11 protein-coding genes are annotated in these 16,323 nt (G+C 66.3%); 7 read left to right on the top strand and 4 right to left on the bottom strand.

Features of this window, described 5'->3' with window-relative positions:
- Positions 1 to 235 precede the first annotated feature (235 nt).
- The 3 genes from KQ310_RS14545 to KQ310_RS14530 all read left to right on the top strand — a co-directional run bounded on the left by KQ310_RS14545 (position 236) and on the right by KQ310_RS14530 (position 4,584).
- Positions 236 to 1,039: a sigma-70 family RNA polymerase sigma factor gene (locus tag KQ310_RS14545; protein WP_259722435.1), complete on the top strand. Its 804-nt coding sequence runs from the start codon at positions 236 to 238 to the stop codon at positions 1,037 to 1,039.
- 394 nt (positions 1,040 to 1,433) lie between these two features.
- Positions 1,434 to 3,182, top strand: a complete 1,749-nt coding sequence (locus tag KQ310_RS14535; RefSeq protein ID WP_311134753.1) for a DUF3370 family protein — start codon at positions 1,434 to 1,436, stop codon at positions 3,180 to 3,182.
- Positions 3,163 to 4,584: a J domain-containing protein gene (locus KQ310_RS14530; protein ID WP_259722433.1), complete on the top strand. Its 1,422-nt coding sequence runs from the start codon at positions 3,163 to 3,165 to the stop codon at positions 4,582 to 4,584. Before KQ310_RS14535 ends, KQ310_RS14530 begins: the two co-directional genes overlap by 20 nt.
- Before the next feature lie 1,939 nt (positions 4,585 to 6,523).
- Here the strand turns inward: KQ310_RS14530 and KQ310_RS14525 are convergent.
- Positions 6,524 to 7,018: an allophycocyanin subunit alpha-B gene (locus KQ310_RS14525; protein WP_259722432.1), complete on the bottom strand. Its 495-nt coding sequence runs from the start codon at positions 7,016 to 7,018 to the stop codon at positions 6,524 to 6,526.
- Between the two features lie 215 nt (positions 7,019 to 7,233).
- Here KQ310_RS14525 and rlmD point away from each other — a divergent pair, with 215 nt between their 5' ends.
- Positions 7,234 to 8,691, top strand: coding sequence for a 23S rRNA (uracil(1939)-C(5))-methyltransferase RlmD (gene rlmD, locus KQ310_RS14520; RefSeq protein ID WP_259722431.1), 1,458 nt, complete (start codon positions 7,234 to 7,236; stop codon positions 8,689 to 8,691).
- 31 nt (positions 8,692 to 8,722) lie between these two features.
- On the opposite strand, the gene pheT is transcribed toward rlmD, so the two are convergent.
- Positions 8,723 to 11,158 carry a phenylalanine--tRNA ligase subunit beta gene (gene pheT / locus KQ310_RS14515; RefSeq protein WP_259722430.1) on the bottom strand — a complete coding sequence of 812 codons (2,436 nt, stop codon included), beginning with the start codon at positions 11,156 to 11,158 and terminating at the stop codon, positions 8,723 to 8,725.
- A 112-nt stretch (positions 11,159 to 11,270) separates the two neighbouring features.
- Here pheT and rpmG point away from each other — a divergent pair, with 112 nt between their 5' ends.
- The 3 genes from rpmG to KQ310_RS14500 all read left to right on the top strand — a co-directional run bounded on the left by rpmG (position 11,271) and on the right by KQ310_RS14500 (position 13,864).
- Positions 11,271 to 11,465: a 50S ribosomal protein L33 gene (gene rpmG / locus KQ310_RS14510; RefSeq protein WP_259722429.1), complete on the top strand. Its 195-nt coding sequence runs from the start codon at positions 11,271 to 11,273 to the stop codon at positions 11,463 to 11,465.
- Positions 11,466 to 11,588: 123 nt separating this feature from the next.
- Positions 11,589 to 11,810, top strand: coding sequence for a 30S ribosomal protein S18 (rpsR, locus tag KQ310_RS14505; RefSeq protein ID WP_010308434.1), 222 nt, complete (start codon positions 11,589 to 11,591; stop codon positions 11,808 to 11,810).
- 110 nt (positions 11,811 to 11,920) lie between these two features.
- On the top strand, positions 11,921 to 13,864 hold the full coding sequence (locus tag KQ310_RS14500; RefSeq protein ID WP_259722428.1) for a ribonuclease catalytic domain-containing protein: 1,944 nt from the start codon (positions 11,921 to 11,923) through the stop codon (positions 13,862 to 13,864).
- Here the strand turns inward: KQ310_RS14500 and KQ310_RS14495 are convergent.
- Both KQ310_RS14495 and KQ310_RS14490 read right to left on the bottom strand, forming a co-directional pair.
- On the bottom strand, positions 13,847 to 15,673 hold the full coding sequence (locus tag KQ310_RS14495; RefSeq protein WP_259722427.1) for an FAD-dependent oxidoreductase: 1,827 nt from the start codon (positions 15,671 to 15,673) through the stop codon (positions 13,847 to 13,849). The genes KQ310_RS14500 and KQ310_RS14495 overlap by 18 nt on opposite strands.
- Positions 15,663 to 16,310, bottom strand: coding sequence for a Mo-dependent nitrogenase C-terminal domain-containing protein (locus KQ310_RS14490; protein ID WP_259722426.1), 648 nt, complete (start codon positions 16,308 to 16,310; stop codon positions 15,663 to 15,665). Before KQ310_RS14490 ends, KQ310_RS14495 begins: the two co-directional genes overlap by 11 nt.
- Positions 16,311 to 16,323: the final 13 nt, after the last annotated feature.

The raw sequence follows: 16,323 nt of genomic DNA, 5'->3' as shown, positions 1-16,323 counted from the left end.
GCTGACCACTGCCGACCTGACATTCCCGACCAGCCTCTCCAGAACGGCCACTTCCGGCTGTCATCGCCGGAGCTCGCGGCTGGATCGATAGCCCGATGGGCGTGGTTTCACGGAATCTTGCCCCTTCAACCGGTTGATTCCGTGGAATCGCGGTTGAGGGCGACGCCCGGCTGCGGCTGAGTGAACCGAGGAGACCCCCAACGGTGCTCTCCAATGGCCGTTCGCCTCCGATTCGATGTCTCGCCGTTGTCTGCAAGCACCTGCCGCCGCTCCATCCACCGCTGAGCAGCGCCGGAATGCACGCGTGCTCCAGTACCGCCAGATTGTGCGGCCCCTGGCCCTGCATTATTCCCGCTGCTGCCGCGAGCCCCTGGACGACCTCCTGCAGGTCGGGATGCTGGGGCTGCTGCGCGCCGCTGAGCTCTACAACCAGGACCGTGCTGTGCCTTTTGAGGCCTTTGCCCGGCCCCATGTGCGGGGCGCCATCCTCCACTACCTGCGCGATTCCGTCGGATGCGTACGGCTTCCCCGTCGCCAGGTGGAGATGCTCGACCGGCTGCGGGTGCTTGGACGCGAGATCGAAAGCCAGCAGGGGCGCACACCGGGCTCTGAGGAGCTGCGCCGGGCTCTGGGCCTCAGCCCTGAGCAGTGGCATGTGCTGCGCCAGGCGGAGCAACTCAAGCGTGCCGCTTCGCTGGAGGGTCTGGCCGGGAGCGAACCCACTGCCATGCCTGATGCCAGCTGGGAAACAGTCTCAGGCAGTGCTCCTGCCCTGACGGCCTTCGACGTCAGCAGCCCGACGTCAGTGGAGCGACTGCTGGCCAACCTCGACCCGGCCCTGGCCACCCTGGTGCGTCAGATCGTGCTCGGAGGCTGGAGCTATCGCCGCGTCGCGCGGCAGCTGCAGGTGAGTCCGATGACAGCCCGCCGCTGGTTTCTCGGGGCGCTGGATCAGTTGCGCTGCCATTGGGGGCAACTGGGGCTCAATCCTGAGGATCAAGGGGCTGGTCTCGGCGCATCTGCGCTTCCAGGGTGTTGATCGCCGCCGTGAGGGCCGCCAGCTGACGTTCGATTCCATCGCGCCAGAAGGACAGCATGCGCAGCTTGCGTTCCTGGTACCGCCGCCGGCTGGTGCGGCTGTCCTCCTCAGAGGCGCAGCAGGGGAAGGGCGGAAACATGAGAAAATTCTGTGGATCTGTTTGGTTCTAGCCTGCGGCTTAACGCCTCCGAGACCTGCCCACCACCTCCCTGTCCCCCAGCGATGGTTGCGATGCTGCGCCGGACCCTGCCGTTCACCTTGGCTTCCCTCAGGCACAGTGGCCCCATTCTGGGCCAAGCCGGAAGCCTCGATCCCAACCGCAAAGAAAATCCCTGATCATGTGCCGTTGCCAGTCGCAAGACACAGCTTGAGAAAGGTCAGTCCCGCTGGTCCTATGCAGCTGGTTTCAGTCCTGCCCGCCGTTTCGGCTGTCCTGCTCGCTTCGTCGGTGCTCCTGCAGGCTCCGGCGGCTTCGGCTTATGTGGCGCTGATGGCGGGTCAGCGAGCACGCCCTCTCAACGGCACCTTCAACAATGTGCCCGTGCTCCACTCCAACCAGCCGGAGGAGGTCGAGGGTCCTGGCATCCTGATCACCACCACCCCCGGTAGGTCGATCGCCGCTGAGACCGGCCAGGCCCTGCGCAATTCCGAATTCTCGTTCAACGGCGACTTCGGCCTGCACATCCACCACAAGTACTTTCCCCCCAACCGCAAGAACATCTCTCCGCAGGATCGCCGCGCCCAGCTCACCCTGGCGGCGATCCTGATCAATCCCGGCGTGCGCCCCGTCCACATCCGCTTTGCGAATGGTGCCGTGCGCAATAGTTTCGAAGCGCCTTATCTGGCCAACAATCTGATGGGGGTGAAGCCCCTGGGGCCTAGGCCATGGAACACGGGTCCTGGCGATGCCACGGCGGTTCAGATGTTGCGCGGCCGTCTGGACCGAAATCTCGCCGATGAGATCACCATCCCGGCTCGCAGCCGTGTTGTGCTGTTCAATACCGCCCTTCCGGCCCTCGGAATTGCCAATGCCCTTCTACGTGGCCATAGCGATGGCCCCTTCCAGGTGGCTGTGGTGGCAGCGAAGGATCCCAACAGTGATCGGGACATCCTGGCGATGCTGGATCAGGGCCGTCTGGCACCGGGGCGGGTGTATCTCAATCGCATCGCCGACATCCAGAACCGCCAGATTTTCTCCCGCGTTGGGGGCGTGGCCCTGGGAGATGCCTACAAGGCCAACCTTCGCCACGACCTCAGCAGCCAGGGACCTCTGCACGTACCGCTGACCAGCACGTTCCGGCATCACTTCGGCACCAGTGATGTGCAGGTGAATGCGTTGGCGACCCGGATGATTGATTCCTCCCTCGACAATGTGGGCACCTATGGCGTGCGTTTCGATATCGACCTACAGCTCACCGGCAATGGACCGTATGAGCTGGTGATGAGCCACCCGTCGCCCAGTGGCGGTAGAGACTTCACCGCCTTCCGCGGCTCATTGCAGGTCACGACAGCCGATGGTCTGCAGGAAATGCATGTCGGTCTGCGCTCTGGTCAGAGCCTCTCGCTCACCACCCTGAATCTGCATCCCGGGGTGGTCAATTCCGTGCGGGTGAGCCTGGTGTATCCCGCCGATGCGACCCCTGGCCATCTGCTCAGCGTGGTGCCCAGCTCCCAGTTGGCCCTTGTGCAGGAGCGGGAGCGACAACTGGAACTGGCCCGGTCCACGGTCACCCGTCCCAACGCTCCACCACCGGCTGTTCCGCCTGCCGTGGCAACCAATGGAGCCGCCGCGACGCCTGCCCCAACTCTTCAACCAGCCCAACCTCAGCTGCCCCGCCCAGTTGTGGCACAGCCCCGTCCGGTCGTAGCCCCAGGAGCTCACCACTGGGTGCCACCGGCCCCGCCCCTGCCGCCGATCAACCATTCCGTCAGTCCGTCGCGATCGGCGGCGGCGGCCACCATCCAGCCCAAGTCGAATCCAGCAGCAGCGAGGGTCGTCCCCCCCAGCAACATCCGATCAGCAACGGCGACACCAGTCCCCGTGGTCCTTCCACCGGTCAGGGTCAGCCAGTCTTTGATTGAGCGCTATCAGGACGCCGTGGAGGCTCAGCAGCAGATCATGCGTGGCCTCGTGGGCCGCTGACCTCAGCACGCCGCCGGTGGAACCAGTAGTGGACTCGGCCCAGGGGGAGCGGCGCAGAATCAGTCTGGAACTGCCGGTTGAGCTGGTCGCGCAGATCGACACCCTGCGGGGGGAGTGGGGGCTGCGCAGCCGTGGTGACATCCTGGTGCGTCTGCTGCAGGGCCTCTTCGAGGATGACCTGCCGGAAGGGGCGCTTGAGGCCGTGGATCTTTCAGGTGGGAGTTGGACCCTTCCGGCCGACTCCACTCCTGAGGAAGCCACGGAGGAGCACACAGCCCTGTCGGCTCGGCTGGCGGCGGCGGTCAGGGCTGTGGCCGACTCAGTCGTCACAGAAAGCTTTGCCACTGACAACGTTGATGAGAGCAGCATTGCCGAGACCAGTCGTGACGACGCGGCGGTGCCACCAGAGGCCCTGGCGAACGCGGCAGCTGGTTCGCAGCCTTGGACCAGCCCCGTTGACGCGCAGGTCCCGAACGATGGGATTCCTGCGGCGGAGCCGAAGGTCGTGGCTGGCCAGCGCAAGGAACAGCCTCAGGGTTCGGGCCCACAGAACGATGAGATCGAGGATCTGGAGGAGGAGGCGTTCAGCACCGCCCTCGATGCACGTGGCTCCCTGGTGCTGGTGCCCCGCAGGCAGGTGGCTCTGCGAACCACGGCCGATCCGACCGCATCGACTCGTGCCACGCCGGACGCTGCCTCCGCCTCGAGCGTCGGCGGCAGCGTTGGCGGCATCGATCTGCCTGGCTTCGTTCAGCGCCGCTCCGATCAACTGCGCCGTAGTTTGCGGGTCAGGCCCGGTTCGATCCAGACGGACGAATCCCTGCCCACGGTGCCGGCGGTCGCGATCCAGCAGGCCCTCCGTGCTGCTGCCCAGCACTGGAGTGATCTCTACGGCAGTGATCCCAATGAGGCCGTGCTCGAAGCCGCGATGGTCTGGCTGGCTCAGGACATCTGGCCGCACGCCGACCAGAGCGAAGGACGGGCATTCACCTGGTCGCTGGCCAGTGCGTTGGTGCGTGGGTTTGCCCCCAGCTGGGAGGCGGGTCCGGCCAGTTTCGAGCGGGTCATGGTGATGGCGGGGCTGCTGGAAGACCCCTTCAGTGCCGCCACGCTGGAGTTACGCCTTCCCACTCTGATCCGACGGTTTGTGCATCGGTTTCGCAGACGCCGCCCGGGTACGTCATTCCTCACCCTTGAGCACACGATGACCCTGCATGGCGCCCTCAAGCTGCTGCAGTTGCCCACCGCACCCGGACATCAGCTCAGCCTCCGCCAGATCCGGGAGTCTTACCGCGAGATGGCCGTGCTCCATCATCCCGATTCAGGCGGCTCCGTGGATGCGATGCGACGCCTCAATGAGGCCTATCACCTGCTTAAGGAGCTCTACCGCGGCTCAAGCTGAGCACTCTGTTGTGGCATGCCACTGGATGCGGGGCCACTCCTCGCTCCAGCCCCGATGGCGCCATCGGGGCGTTGTGATCCATGCAGCCGATCCACTGCAGCGATCCCCTGCCTTGAACAACCGCATGGATCAGTTGCAGCTACCAATGGGAGGTCGCCGCTGCAGCAATCACCACCTCTTACTTGTCTCGTCCAGGTCTCGTACTTAGTCTTATAACGCGTCTTTTTCAAGATGCTTAATTCTGGCTGTGATCAATCGATCCGACTCTCTGGGCTGGCTGCTCGCCGACCTCATCGTCGCCGTTCAGCTGGCCTTACCGGAGCTCCTGCTCAATTGGTCGGGTTGGATCGAATCGGCGAGACAGGACGGGTGAGACAGGTTGGGCGGGGCCTGCAGCACCTGGAGCTGGTGCCTTCAGCAGGTCTCAAGACCCATTCACGCCGACCATTGACGCTGATCGTTGAAGCTGATCGTTGAAGCTGATCGTTGCAGCCGACTTCGACCATTGGCGCCGACCATTCACTGGCGTTCGATCAAGCGCGTCGCAGGCACTGCTCGCTCATCGCATCCGAGAAGCTGAATAAGACTACTGATGGGACTCTGATGCGATGCAGGAGTCTCACTCTTCTTTTTTTGGCCGCGCTACAAGACTCGATTATAGTCTCATCAGTGCAGTGTAAGACCGTGATCAAGCGATGCTCGTTGAGCACGACTTCACAATGACTGGACGGTTCACGGAGATTCTTCCTCTTTTGGCTGAAGAGTTGCTTGGCTGAGACGTAAGGAATGGATTCGCTTGCAATTCTTCTTGTGGACATCATCGACCAGCCTTGATCACTACATTGCAAAAATTCGTGAAATCCAGCTGCCGTCTCCACGGAACATTGTGGCGGAGTTGTCCGAAACCTCAGCGTTGCTGCGGAACTGACTTGGCCCGCTGGCCTGAAGTTCAGGATCTGGTGACGCCGATGCTTGGAGGAAGGCCTGCAGGCATCCTCTGGGCAGAGCGACCCTGGCCCCAGCATCACCTTTTGTCCAGTCGAGGAATGGGTGCGTGTCCAAGCCATGGTGGGGTACTCCAGAGCCCTTTCAGCATCAGTGTTCTGGGTGCTTGCGTACCTGCTTACGAAGCAGGTACGCAAGCAGATCTGGGCGAACAGATCTGGACGACTCGACTGGCGCTCGGCCGAACGGCATCGGCACAGCATTGGCTCAGTCGATGGATTGCAGGCTGATGATTGAATCCCCCCTTTTCAGGACAGGGTCGACGGAACAAGGAGTCGCGCAGGACCCGGCGATTCCGGACATCCGTGCGAGGCCGGCCAACAACAAGCCAACCACTATCTTGATTATCTCGAATTAGACCGCTTATGGGTCTGAGGCTGTGTCTCGTCCTGGATCTATGCAAATGGCTGTTCCTCTGCAAAGAGCTGCTCCTGAGGATTTCCGCAAGCCCTGGGTGCGCGGCCTGGGATTGCCAAACGTGCAGGATCACGCCCGTGGCGACTGCTCGGATCCGCCGGCCGTCGCATTGCATCACACAGCAAATATTGTTGGCACGCCCAACGGGAGCCAGCGTCATGCAGGTGTCGTCGGCGGCACGCAAGCGACAGCGCCATGCAGACAACAAGCGACAGCAGGACGAGCGCAGTAGTCTCAGACTGGTCCACTTTTCAGACTTGGGCTGCGACCCATCCGAGATGACCACGACTGGATTGCTCTCCCGTGGATCGCCTCCTGGTGAGCTCTGCGGGGCTGATCCTGGGAAGCTGCCCTGCCCCCACGCTCGAGCGGCCTTGGGTGGATGTCATGCCGTGGCGAGCACCGGCACTCAGGGTGACGGCTGCTGACCGGGCTCGATCGGTCAGCCATCAAAAAGCCGCGCCCGAAGGGACGCGGCCAAGGTGGTGCAGAAGTTGAGTTGGGCCCTGCTGCTGGTTCAGGTGGTGGTCTGCATGCCCTGGATCAGGAAGTCGAAGTAGGGACCGGCGGTGGCGGCCTGCTCGGTGCTCAACAGCGACAGGGCGGCTTCCCGGAGCGTGCGCATGGCTTCGACCATGCCCGGCATGGGAACCCCAAGGCTGTTGTACATCTCGCGGGCGCCCTCCAGACCGATCTTCTGGATCTGCTCGGTGCTGCCGGCCAGAACGCCATAGGTGACCAGCCTGAGATACCAGCCGTAATCCCTCAGGCACTGGGCTCGCTGCTTCTGGCCGTAGGCGTTGCCGCCTGGGGCCACGTAGTCGGGCTTGCGGGAGAACAGCTGCTTGGCTGCCTCATCGATGATCTTTTTCTCGTTGTCGGTGAGCACCTTCACGATCGACAGGCGCTGGCTGCCACCGGTGAGGAAGTCCACCATCGAGCGCAGCTCGCCGCCCGTGGGATAACGAAGCTGATCATCGGCCTGGAGGATCAGATCCCGAACGACGCTCATTTCTGCTGCCACGTGCACGCACCACCTTATCGAGATCTCGCCTCTGGAACGCCTCCTGAGCCGAACGTGTTACGCCCCTTTGCATCCACCCCGATCGAGGGGGCGCTGTTTGGTTCCGCCCCTCACCAAGGCCGCGTGGCTAAGGGCCGATGATCAAGGCCAGTGTCTGCCTCCCGCCCGTGTCGAAATCCAGGGACCATCAGACTGAGGCCCGCGTGGCAGTGGGGTCTCTGCTCTCGGTGGAGATTGCCGATCTGGGCCGCGATGGCCAGGGCGTGGGCCGTGTGGGCGATCAGGTGGTCTTCGTGGCCGACGCTCTGCCCGGCGAGCTTGTCCGGGTGCGGGTGGTGCACCAGGCCCGACGCCACCTAGTGGCCGAACTCAAGGGGATCGAACGCCCGTCCCCCGATCGGCGTCAGCCCCCCTGCATCCTCTCGGACAATTGCGGCGGCTGCAGCCTGCAGCATTGCAGTGATGCTGCCCAGGTCTCCTGGAAGCAGGGGATGGTGGGGCAAGTACTGCGGCGCCTCGGTGGAACGGAGATGCCGCCCTTGCCCTTGCTGGCAGCCGAGTCACCGCTCGGTTACCGCAACCGCGCCGTGATTCCGTTGGAGCTCACCGACGAACTGCGGCTGCGGGCCGGTTTCTACCGGCGCGGCTCCCATCAGATCGTCAACATGAACCACTGTCCGGTGCTGGATGCCCGACTGGATCGGCTGATCGAACCGTTGAAGGAGGATCTGGAAGAAGCCGCCTGGCCGGTGGATCGCCATGGCCGCAGTGGCGGCGGGCTTCGCCATCTGGCTCTGCGGGTGGGCCACCACACCGGCGACGTGCTGATCACCCTGATCGCCAGCAACGACAACCTGCCGGGCCTTGATGCGCTGGCGAGCAGCTGGATGGATCGCTGGCCCGAGGTGGTGGGGGTGTCGCTCAATCTCCAGCCGGAGCCCAACAACAAGCTGATGGGCAGTGAGACCCGCACGCTTTGCGGGCGGGACTGGCTGGAGGAACGCTTTGCTGGCCTGCGCTACCGCATTGCCGCCGACACCTTCTTTCAAGTGAACACGGTGCAGGCTGAGCGGGTCGTGCCCCTGCTTCTGGCTGCCCTGAAAGCCGCTGGCACGAGCCGCTCCGTGATCGACGCCTACTGCGGCATCGGCACCTACACCCTTCCGATCGCGGCCGCCGGCTATCGGGTCGAGGGCATCGAGGCTCACCTGGCTTCGGTGCAACTGGCCCGCCGCAACGCTGAATCCAACGGGCTGAGTGCCTTGGCGCGCTTCAACAACTCCGATGTGGCCGAGGCCCTGACCCATTCCCTTCCCGGCGCTGACGCCCTGTTGCTCGATCCGCCCCGCAAGGGCCTGGAGCCGCCGGTGCTGGAGGCCATCCTGAACGCACCGCCACCGCTGCTGCTCTATCTCAGCTGCGACCCAGGCACCCTGGCCCGGGATCTGGGTCGGCTCTGCGGCACCGGTCCGGCTCCCCAACCGGATCCATCCGGCGAGGTTGAGGCAGAGTCCCATTCCGAAGGTGAGGCCAGTGCCGATGCTGAGGCTATGGCCGAGCCGGAAGCTGCAAGGTTCCGGCTGGTGAGCGTGCAGCCCCTCGATTTTTTCCCCAACACCAGCCACGTCGAGACCCTGGTGGTGCTGGAGCGGTGCCCATGAGCTCAGCGATGCCCAGGCGGTGAACGCAGGCTCAGCTGCGCAGCTGGGCACCGAACTGCTTTTCGAGGGCCGCACGGATCTTCGCCTGGGCCGCATCCACCTGATCGTCGGTGAGGGTGCGCTTCGGATCGCGGTAGCGCAGCCGGAAGGCCTGGCTGCACTGGCCGTCTCCCAGCTGCGTGCCCTCGTAGCGATCCACCAGCTCCGCCTGCTCCAGCAGGGGCTTGCCCGCCTTGCGAATGGTGCTGAGCAGGTCGGCCGCCCGGGTGGCCTGGGGCACCACCAGGGCCAGATCCCGCTCGGAGGCCGGCACAGTGGCGAAGGCAGCGAAGGCGGGTTGCCAGCGGTTGCGGCGGGTGGCGGCGCTGAGCAGCGGCTCCAGGGCCAGGGTGAACAGGTAGGTGGCCTCGGGCAGGTCGTGTTGGTCGGCCTGCTCGGGATGCAGCTGGCCGAACCAGCCGGCCGGGCGGCCCTCGACCAGCACCGTGGCGGCGCGACCGGGATGCAGCAGAGGTTGATCGCTGAGCGGGCGATCCTCCACGGGCAGCTTCAGGGTCTGCAGCGCCGCCTGCAACACGCCCCGGGCTTGGAAGTAGCCAGGCGGCTGGGGTTTGCCGATGCTGGTCCAGCGCTCGGCGCGGCGTTCGCCGGCCAGCACCCCCACCAGCTGCTGCCGCTCGACGCCATCGGCATCAAAGACCTGACCGATCTCGAAGGCCCAGAAACCGCTTTGGGAGGCCTGAAGATTGCGGCGGGCAGCCTGGAGCAATTCCTCGTGCAGGTTGTCGCGCAGATGGCCGTAATCCGCCAGCAGCGGGTTGGCCAGCGGCAGTCGCCCGGCAGCCTGGGGCACCAGCGAGAGGCTGCAGGTTTCCTGCAGACCAGCGGCGCAGAGGGCGCAGCGCAGCCGGCGCTCGGCCAGCTGGGCAGGTTCGAGACCGCCGGGGAGCAGGGGGTCGGGCAGATGGCAGGCGAACTGGTCGTAGCCCACCAGGCGGGCCACCTCCTCGATCAGATCCACTTCCCGTTGCAGGTCCATGCGGCGCGAGGGGGGGACGACCACACTCCAGCCATCGTCGGTATCCGTCACCACGCAACCCAGGGCCGTGAGGGTGGCCGCGATGCGCCCCTCCTCGAGATCCTCTTCCTCGCCGTCCACCACCACCGGCCCGAGCAGGTTGTGCAGGGCATCGCGGCGCAGCGCCAGGGGCTGAACCGGCTCCTGGGGCCGCTGATGCAGCCAACGGCCCTCCAGTTCGGCGCCGGCCAGCTCAATCAGCAGCTGCACGGCCCGATCCGCCGCCGCCAGGGTGGCTTCCCGTGGCAGACCCTTCTCAAAGCGCAGGCTGGCCTCGGTGCGCAGACCCTGGCTGCGGGCCGACCGCCGCACAGCCTGGGGCGCAAACACGGCGGCTTCCAGCCACAGGGAGGTGGTGTCGTTCTGCACCGCCTCCTCAAGGCCGCCGATCACGCCGGCCAGGGCAATCGCCTGATCGGCGTAGGTGACCACCAGGGCTTCCTCATCCAGGGTCCGCGACTCGCCATCGAGGCTGGTGAACGACTCCCCGCTGCGGGCCTGCCGCAACCCCAGGGCTGCCGGCTCGGCCTGGCCAGCGGTCTTGTTCGCCAGGCGCTCGCTGTCGAAGGCGTGCAGGGGTTGACCGGTTTCGAGCATCACCAGATTGGTGATATCCACCACGGTGTTGATCGGTCGAATGCCGGCGCGCTCCAGACGCTGCTGCAGCCACTGCGGTGAGGGTGCTACTCGCACGCCCTTCAGGGCTGTGACGCTGAACAGTCCTCCGGATTCGATCGCCGTTGTTGAAGCTGAATCCACCGCAAGCGGTGCGGCCTCGATCGCCGGCGCGGCTGGGGGCAGGCTGGTGGAGGCCTCTAACAGAGCCGCCACCTCACGGGCAATGCCCTGCATCGACAGACCATCCGGCCGGTTGGCCGTGATCGCCAGCTCCAGCACCTGATCGTCGAGGCCCAGATGGGGCCCCACCGGTTGGCCCGGCAGGGGCACGGACGTGAGCAGATCATCCAGAACGGCGATCCCATCGCTGGCGTCGGCCAAGCCGAGTTCCCGCAGGGAGCAGATCATGCCGCTGCTGGCCACACCCCGCAGTTCGGCCGGCTTGATCGTCAGATCCACCGCTGGCAGGGTGGTTCCCACCAGGGCCACCGGCACGTGGATTCCGGCTCTGACATTGGCGGCACCGCAGACAATCTGCAGCGGTTCAGCGCTGCCGACATCAACCTGGCAGACGCTCAGTTTGGTGGCATCCGGATGGGGCTGGCGATCGGCCACGAGCCCCACCACCACCCCAGTGGCCTGGGCCGCCAGGTCATGAATCTCCTCGACTTCGAACCCGGCCACCGACAGCCGCTCGGCCAGGATCTGCGGCTGCAGATCGTCCGGCTCGCAGGTCACGAGCTCCTTCAACCACTGGAGCGAGACCCGCATCCACCCAGTCCATCAACGGCCGTCGATCCTAGGGAGCGGAGGGGTAGGGAACCATCACGCGGTAAAGTCTTCGTTTGTCACTTCGCATCGCACACGCGGCGCAACGTCCTTTATGGCCAAAAACAAGGGCGTCCGGATCGTGATCACTCTCGAGTGCACCGAATGCCGGTCCAACCCCGCCAAGCGCTCTCCTGGTGTGTCCCGCTACACCACCCAGAAGAACCGCCGCAACACCACCGAACGGCTGGAGCTGAAGAAGTTCTGCCCCCACTGCAACACCTCCACCAACCACAAGGAAATCAAGTGAGCTCCGGGCGGAATCAGCGCCCTGGTTCCGCCCCATCCTGATTTGCCATGCCGCTCCTGCCTGCGGGCTGGAGCTCAGGGTTGCCGTTGCAGCCGCAGTTCTCTCGTCTTCTCTTTCTTTTCGATGGCCAGTTCCTTTTTCAAGAAGCGCCTTTCCCCGATCAAGCCGGGTGACCCGATCGACTACAAGGATGTCGATCTGCTCAAGAAGTTCATCACTGAGCGTGGCAAGATCCTGCCCCGCCGTCTGACGGGCCTCACTGCCAAGCAGCAGCGCGATCTCACCAACGCCGTCAAGCGTGCCCGCATCGTGGCCCTGCTTCCCTTTGTGAATCCCGAGGGCTGATCCCTCTGGCTTCCCGGACCCTCCAACCCGGCGATCTGGTCGGACTGAGCACGGACAAGGGGCCCCAGCTGGCCCTTGTTCGAGGTTTGCAGTCTGGCAAAGCTCAGGTCGTGGCCGGCTTTCTGGCACGACCGCAGCAGTTGCCGCTGCGTCTGATCACCTTGCTGATCCCCCTGCCTTCAGGAGCTGATGTTCCTGCGGGTCTGGGGGCTTCGCCATGGAAGCTCTCCGCCGACGTTGTGGCCGAGGCTCTGCCGTCCCGGCGGCAGCTGGGCGAGGCCTGGCACCTCCTGGTGGAAGACGGGCAGCCCCAGCCACTCACGGATTTCGTCTCCCTGCTCGGCGATGGGGCCAACCCCGCCCTGCTCGCCGCCTGCTGGCTCTGGCTGGAGGGCGAGCAGCTGCTGTTCCGCTGGCGGCACGGGGTTGTGGAACCCCGGCCGGTGGATGAACTGCGGCGGCTGCGGCGCGACCGGCGGCGTGAACGCCTGGTGCTGGAGCGCCGCCGCCACTGGCATGAGGCCCTGCGGCGGCGTCAGCCGCTGGATCCTGCAACCCTCGATCCCGAGCATCGCCGCGATCTGGAGCTGCTGATGCTCTGGGCCGGGGGAGACAGCACCGACCCCCTGCCGCTGGAGCTGCGCCAGGCGCTGCAGGTGGCCCACTGCCCTGCCGAGACCGGAGCGATCCGCCACCTGATGGTGGACCTTGGGCTCTGGCAGCCGCATCACCTGCCCTCGCTTGCCCGCAGCCACTGGCAGCACGGCTTCTCCGAAGACCTCCTGACGGAGGCCGAACAGCTTGTCGCCCAGGCGGATCAGCCCCAGCCCGGCGATGAGCATCGGCGGGATCTCACCGGGCTGCGGATGGTGACGATCGACGATGTCGACACCCGCGACATCGACGACGGCCTCTCGCTCGAGACCTTGCCGGGTGGTGTGCAGCGCCTCTGGATTCATGTGGCCGATCCGGATCGGCTGGTGCCGGCCGGTTCACCCCTTGACCTCGAGGCCCGACGCCGTGCCAGCAGCCTCTACCTGGCCGGTGGAACCCTGCCGATGTTTCCCGAGTGCCTTTCCACCGGGCCCTTCAGCCTGGTGCAGGGCCGCCGCTGTGCGGCCTGGAGCCTCTGGGTGGAGCTCGATGCCGCCGGGGCCGTGGCCGACTTCGGCCTGCAGCGCAGCTGGGTGCAACCCACCTATCGCCTCTCCTACGACGACGCCGACGACCTGATCGAACTGGCGCCGCCGCAGGAGGCCGACCTGCTCTGCCTGCATCAGCTGCTGCTGCGCCGGCGTGGCTGGCGCCAGCAGCACGGCGCCCTGATGATGGACCAACCCGAAGGCCGCATCCGCGCCGCCGGTGACGAGCCGGTGCTGGAGATCGTCGAGCCGGGTCCATCGCGGCTGCTGGTGGCCGAAGCGATGATCCTGGCGGGGGCGGTGGTGGCCGAGTTCGGTCGCCGCGAGGGCCTGGCACTTCCCTACCGCAGCCAACTTCCGACTGAGCTGCCGTCAACGGCCGAGCTTGAGGCGTTGGCACCGGGGCCAGTGCGCCATGCCGCCATCAAGCGCTGCCTCAGCCGCAGCCACACCGGCACCCAACCGGCTCTGCACTTCAGCCTCGCTCTGGAGGGATACGCGCAGGCCACCTCACCGATCCGCCGCTACGGCGACCTGCTCGTGCAGCGCCAGCTGCAGGCCGCCCTGTCGGATCAGGCGCCATTGCCGGAGGAGGACGTGGCGGCGTTGCTGAGCGAGCTGGAGGATCCGGTCAAGCAGGGGATTCAGATCAGCCGTGAAGACCACCGCCACTGGCAGCAGGTGTGGTTTGCGGCCCATCAGCGTGACCAGTGGCCCGGGGTGTTTCTGCGCTGGTTACGCCCCCATGAGCGGCTGGCCCTGGTGCATGTCGAAGACCTGGCCATGGATCTGGTGGCGGAATGCCCCGAAGGCAGCAATCCGGGCGATGCGCTGCTGCTGCGGGTGCTCGAGGTGGATCCCCTGCGCGATCAGCTGCGTCTGCAGGGCCGGGCCTCAGTCGGCCAGGCGTGAAGCCCGCAGCCAGGGCCCCCAGGGGTTGGCATGGGCGATCAGCCGCACCGACCGCGGGCCTGCGAGCTGCAGCAGCCACTGATGCAGGTCTGGCTCCAGGGTGATCAAGGGCCAGTCGCGGCCAGGCTGGGCCGGGGTTGGGCCGGAAACGCGCAGCCGGTAACCCCCCTGGCCATCGAGCCGCAGCTCTCCCTGCCAGAGCCGCTCGTGGGGTGAGGCTGGTGGCTGGTGGCCGGCGTGCGCCGGGCCGGCAGGGGCGCTCCAGGTTCCTGTTGCCGAGAGCAGCGAGGGATCATCGAGCACCTGCTTCTGGCGCTGGCGCCGCTGCGGATGGTGCCAGGGGGTGTCCCACAGGGGCACGGGGGTGGCGGGAGCGAGGTGGTCGTCAATCAGGGCCTCCTGCAGTGTCCGGACCGGCAGCTCGGCTGGCGTGCAACCGTGGCGCAGGCAGAGCGCGGCAGCCAGTCCGGCGGCCTGGCCGATGTTGAGCACGAGCGGCTGCAGCCGGGTGGCGCCGTTGGCCATGTGGCTGACGCTGAGGCACTTGTCAGCGGCGAGCAGGTTGCTCACCGTCGCGCTGACCAGGGCGCCGTAGGGAAGCGCGAAGGGCGTGCCGCTCCAGCGGCCGCCCCAGCGGCAGCTCTTGGGCGCCAGAGGCCAGTCACCGCCTGGGTAGTGGTGGTCATTGGCGTAGTTCCCCACCGCGATCGCCGTAATCGCGCCGCCTGGATCCAGGGGCAAGGCTGCGATCGAGGCACCCTCCCCCTGGGGCAGCAGGTGTTGCTCCAGCACCAGATCCCGACCCACCAGCCGGCGCCCTTCCCGCCAGTAGGGCATCAAGGCCACGGCTCCCGGAAAGGCATCGCCCGCCACCAGAGCTCCCTCGCAGGCCTGCTCAAGGGCTGCCAGGAAGGCCAGGCTGTGGGCCTGCATGGCCCGCTCCAGCTCGTTGTCCTGGGCACGATCACCAGTGAAGGCCCGTTCCAGGCCGTCGTGCCAGTCGTTGCCGCCGAGCGGCCAGTTGAGCATCAGCAGCCCGCCAGGCAGGCGGCCGTAGGTGAGGGTGCGCTCCAGGCCAAAGCGTGCGCAGGCCTGCGCAAACGGCTCCGCCAGTGCAGGCGGCTCCGCGGCGGCGAGTGGCAGACGCTCCTGATCCAGCTGGCCCATCACCACCCAGGTGGGTGACTGCACCGGCTGGTGGCGAAAGAACGGATCGCCGGTCAACCGCTCGCGGCTGGGGGCGCTGGGTTCGCCGTGGTCTTCGGCGGCGTCCCAGCCCAGCCGGAAGGGGGCCTCTGCCAGGGGAAACAGATCGCCGCGGTCGCTGCCGTCGATCACCAGTTGCGGCTGGATCCAGGGGCGCTCGTCTTGATTCGCTCCGCCCTCAGGACCGACCTGGACGCGCACGGCGCTGATCCGATCACCGCGGCGTTGCACCTCCAGCAGGCGACAGCCCGGCCACCAGCGCAACCGGGGCTCCGCAGCCACCCACTCCTGAAGAACCGACTCAGCCGTCTGCGGCCGGAACCCGAAACAACTCACCCAGTTGTGATCCAGGCCACTGGGCTCGCGCTGCTCCAGGGCCCGCAGCAGGGCGCCCCAGAGGCCGCTCTGCCAGGGAGTGAGTTCATTGCCATCCGGTGCACAGACGCCGGCTGCGCTGAGCATGCCGCCCAGCCAGGAGGTGGGGGTGAGCAACAGGGTGTCGGCGCCGCTGCGGGCCGCCTGGAGGGCGGCGGCCACGCCGCCGCTGCCGCCGCCCCAGACCAGCACCTGAGGGGTGAGGCCGTCGCTTGGATCAGGTTGCATCGCGGCTGTCCGGCTCCTCGAGACGGCAGAGGCAACGGAAGCGCAGGGCCACCAGCTGGTCATAGAGGGGGTTGATCTTGCACATCGGCGGGATGTGGACCAGCTTGCGGCCAAACAGCACCACATCCCGCTCGAAGGGGCACTGGGCCGGGATCAGCTTGACCAGGAAGCGCGCCACCGCCGGATCGTGGGGCTCGACCCCATCGAGCCACTGACGCAGGCCGTCGAGGGCCTGGGGATGGGGCACGCCGCAGACGTCCACGTTCAGCTGGGCCACCACCGCCTCAGCCACCTGCAGCTCGCGGCTCCAGCGCCGCAACAGCTCCAGCTCCGGCTCGCTGATATGGCCGTCGGCCAGGGCCACCATCACGGCGCTGCGCAGGAACTGCTCGGCCAGCTCGCTGCCCACGCCGAAGCGATGCACCAAGGCGCCGTCGCCGGGTTGGTGGATGGCGTCCCACGAGTCTTCGGGCAATTCAGCCTTGAGCTCATGGTTGAGCAGGTGCTGCTCTTCCTCGGAGAAATCGCCATCCGCCAGGGCGAGCTGGTGCAGCGCCCCGAGCCAGATGCGCTGGCAAGCCGGGCTGAGCGCGGCATCGAGGCTGCAGAGCCCGGTGGTCTCGGTTCCTTCCGGCATGGCAGGCAAGGCA

Source organism: Synechococcus sp. CS-1328 (assembly GCF_025128095.1).
Lineage (GTDB): Bacteria > Cyanobacteriota > Cyanobacteriia > PCC-6307 > Cyanobiaceae > CBW1002.
The sequence above is the reverse complement of the archived record's forward strand: the minus strand, read 5'-3'. Positions and strand labels throughout refer to the sequence as shown.

Coding starts and splice junctions, on each gene's coding strand:
- KQ310_RS14545 (WP_259722435.1), top strand. CDS start 236: ATGTCTCGCCGTTGTCTGCAAGCACCTGCCGCCGCTCCATCCACCGCT.
- KQ310_RS14535 (WP_311134753.1), top strand. CDS start 1,434: ATGCAGCTGGTTTCAGTCCTGCCCGCCGTTTCGGCTGTCCTGCTCGCT.
- KQ310_RS14525 (WP_259722432.1), bottom strand. CDS start 7,018: ATGAGCGTCGTTCGGGATCTGATCCTCCAGGCCGATGATCAGCTTCGT.
- pheT (WP_259722430.1), bottom strand. CDS start 11,158: ATGCGGGTCTCGCTCCAGTGGTTGAAGGAGCTCGTGACCTGCGAGCCG.
- rpmG (WP_259722429.1), top strand. CDS start 11,271: ATGGCCAAAAACAAGGGCGTCCGGATCGTGATCACTCTCGAGTGCACC.
- rpsR (WP_010308434.1), top strand. CDS start 11,589: ATGGCCAGTTCCTTTTTCAAGAAGCGCCTTTCCCCGATCAAGCCGGGT.
- KQ310_RS14495 (WP_259722427.1), bottom strand. CDS start 15,673: ATGCAACCTGATCCAAGCGACGGCCTCACCCCTCAGGTGCTGGTCTGG.
- KQ310_RS14490 (WP_259722426.1), bottom strand. CDS start 16,310: ATGCCGGAAGGAACCGAGACCACCGGGCTCTGCAGCCTCGATGCCGCG.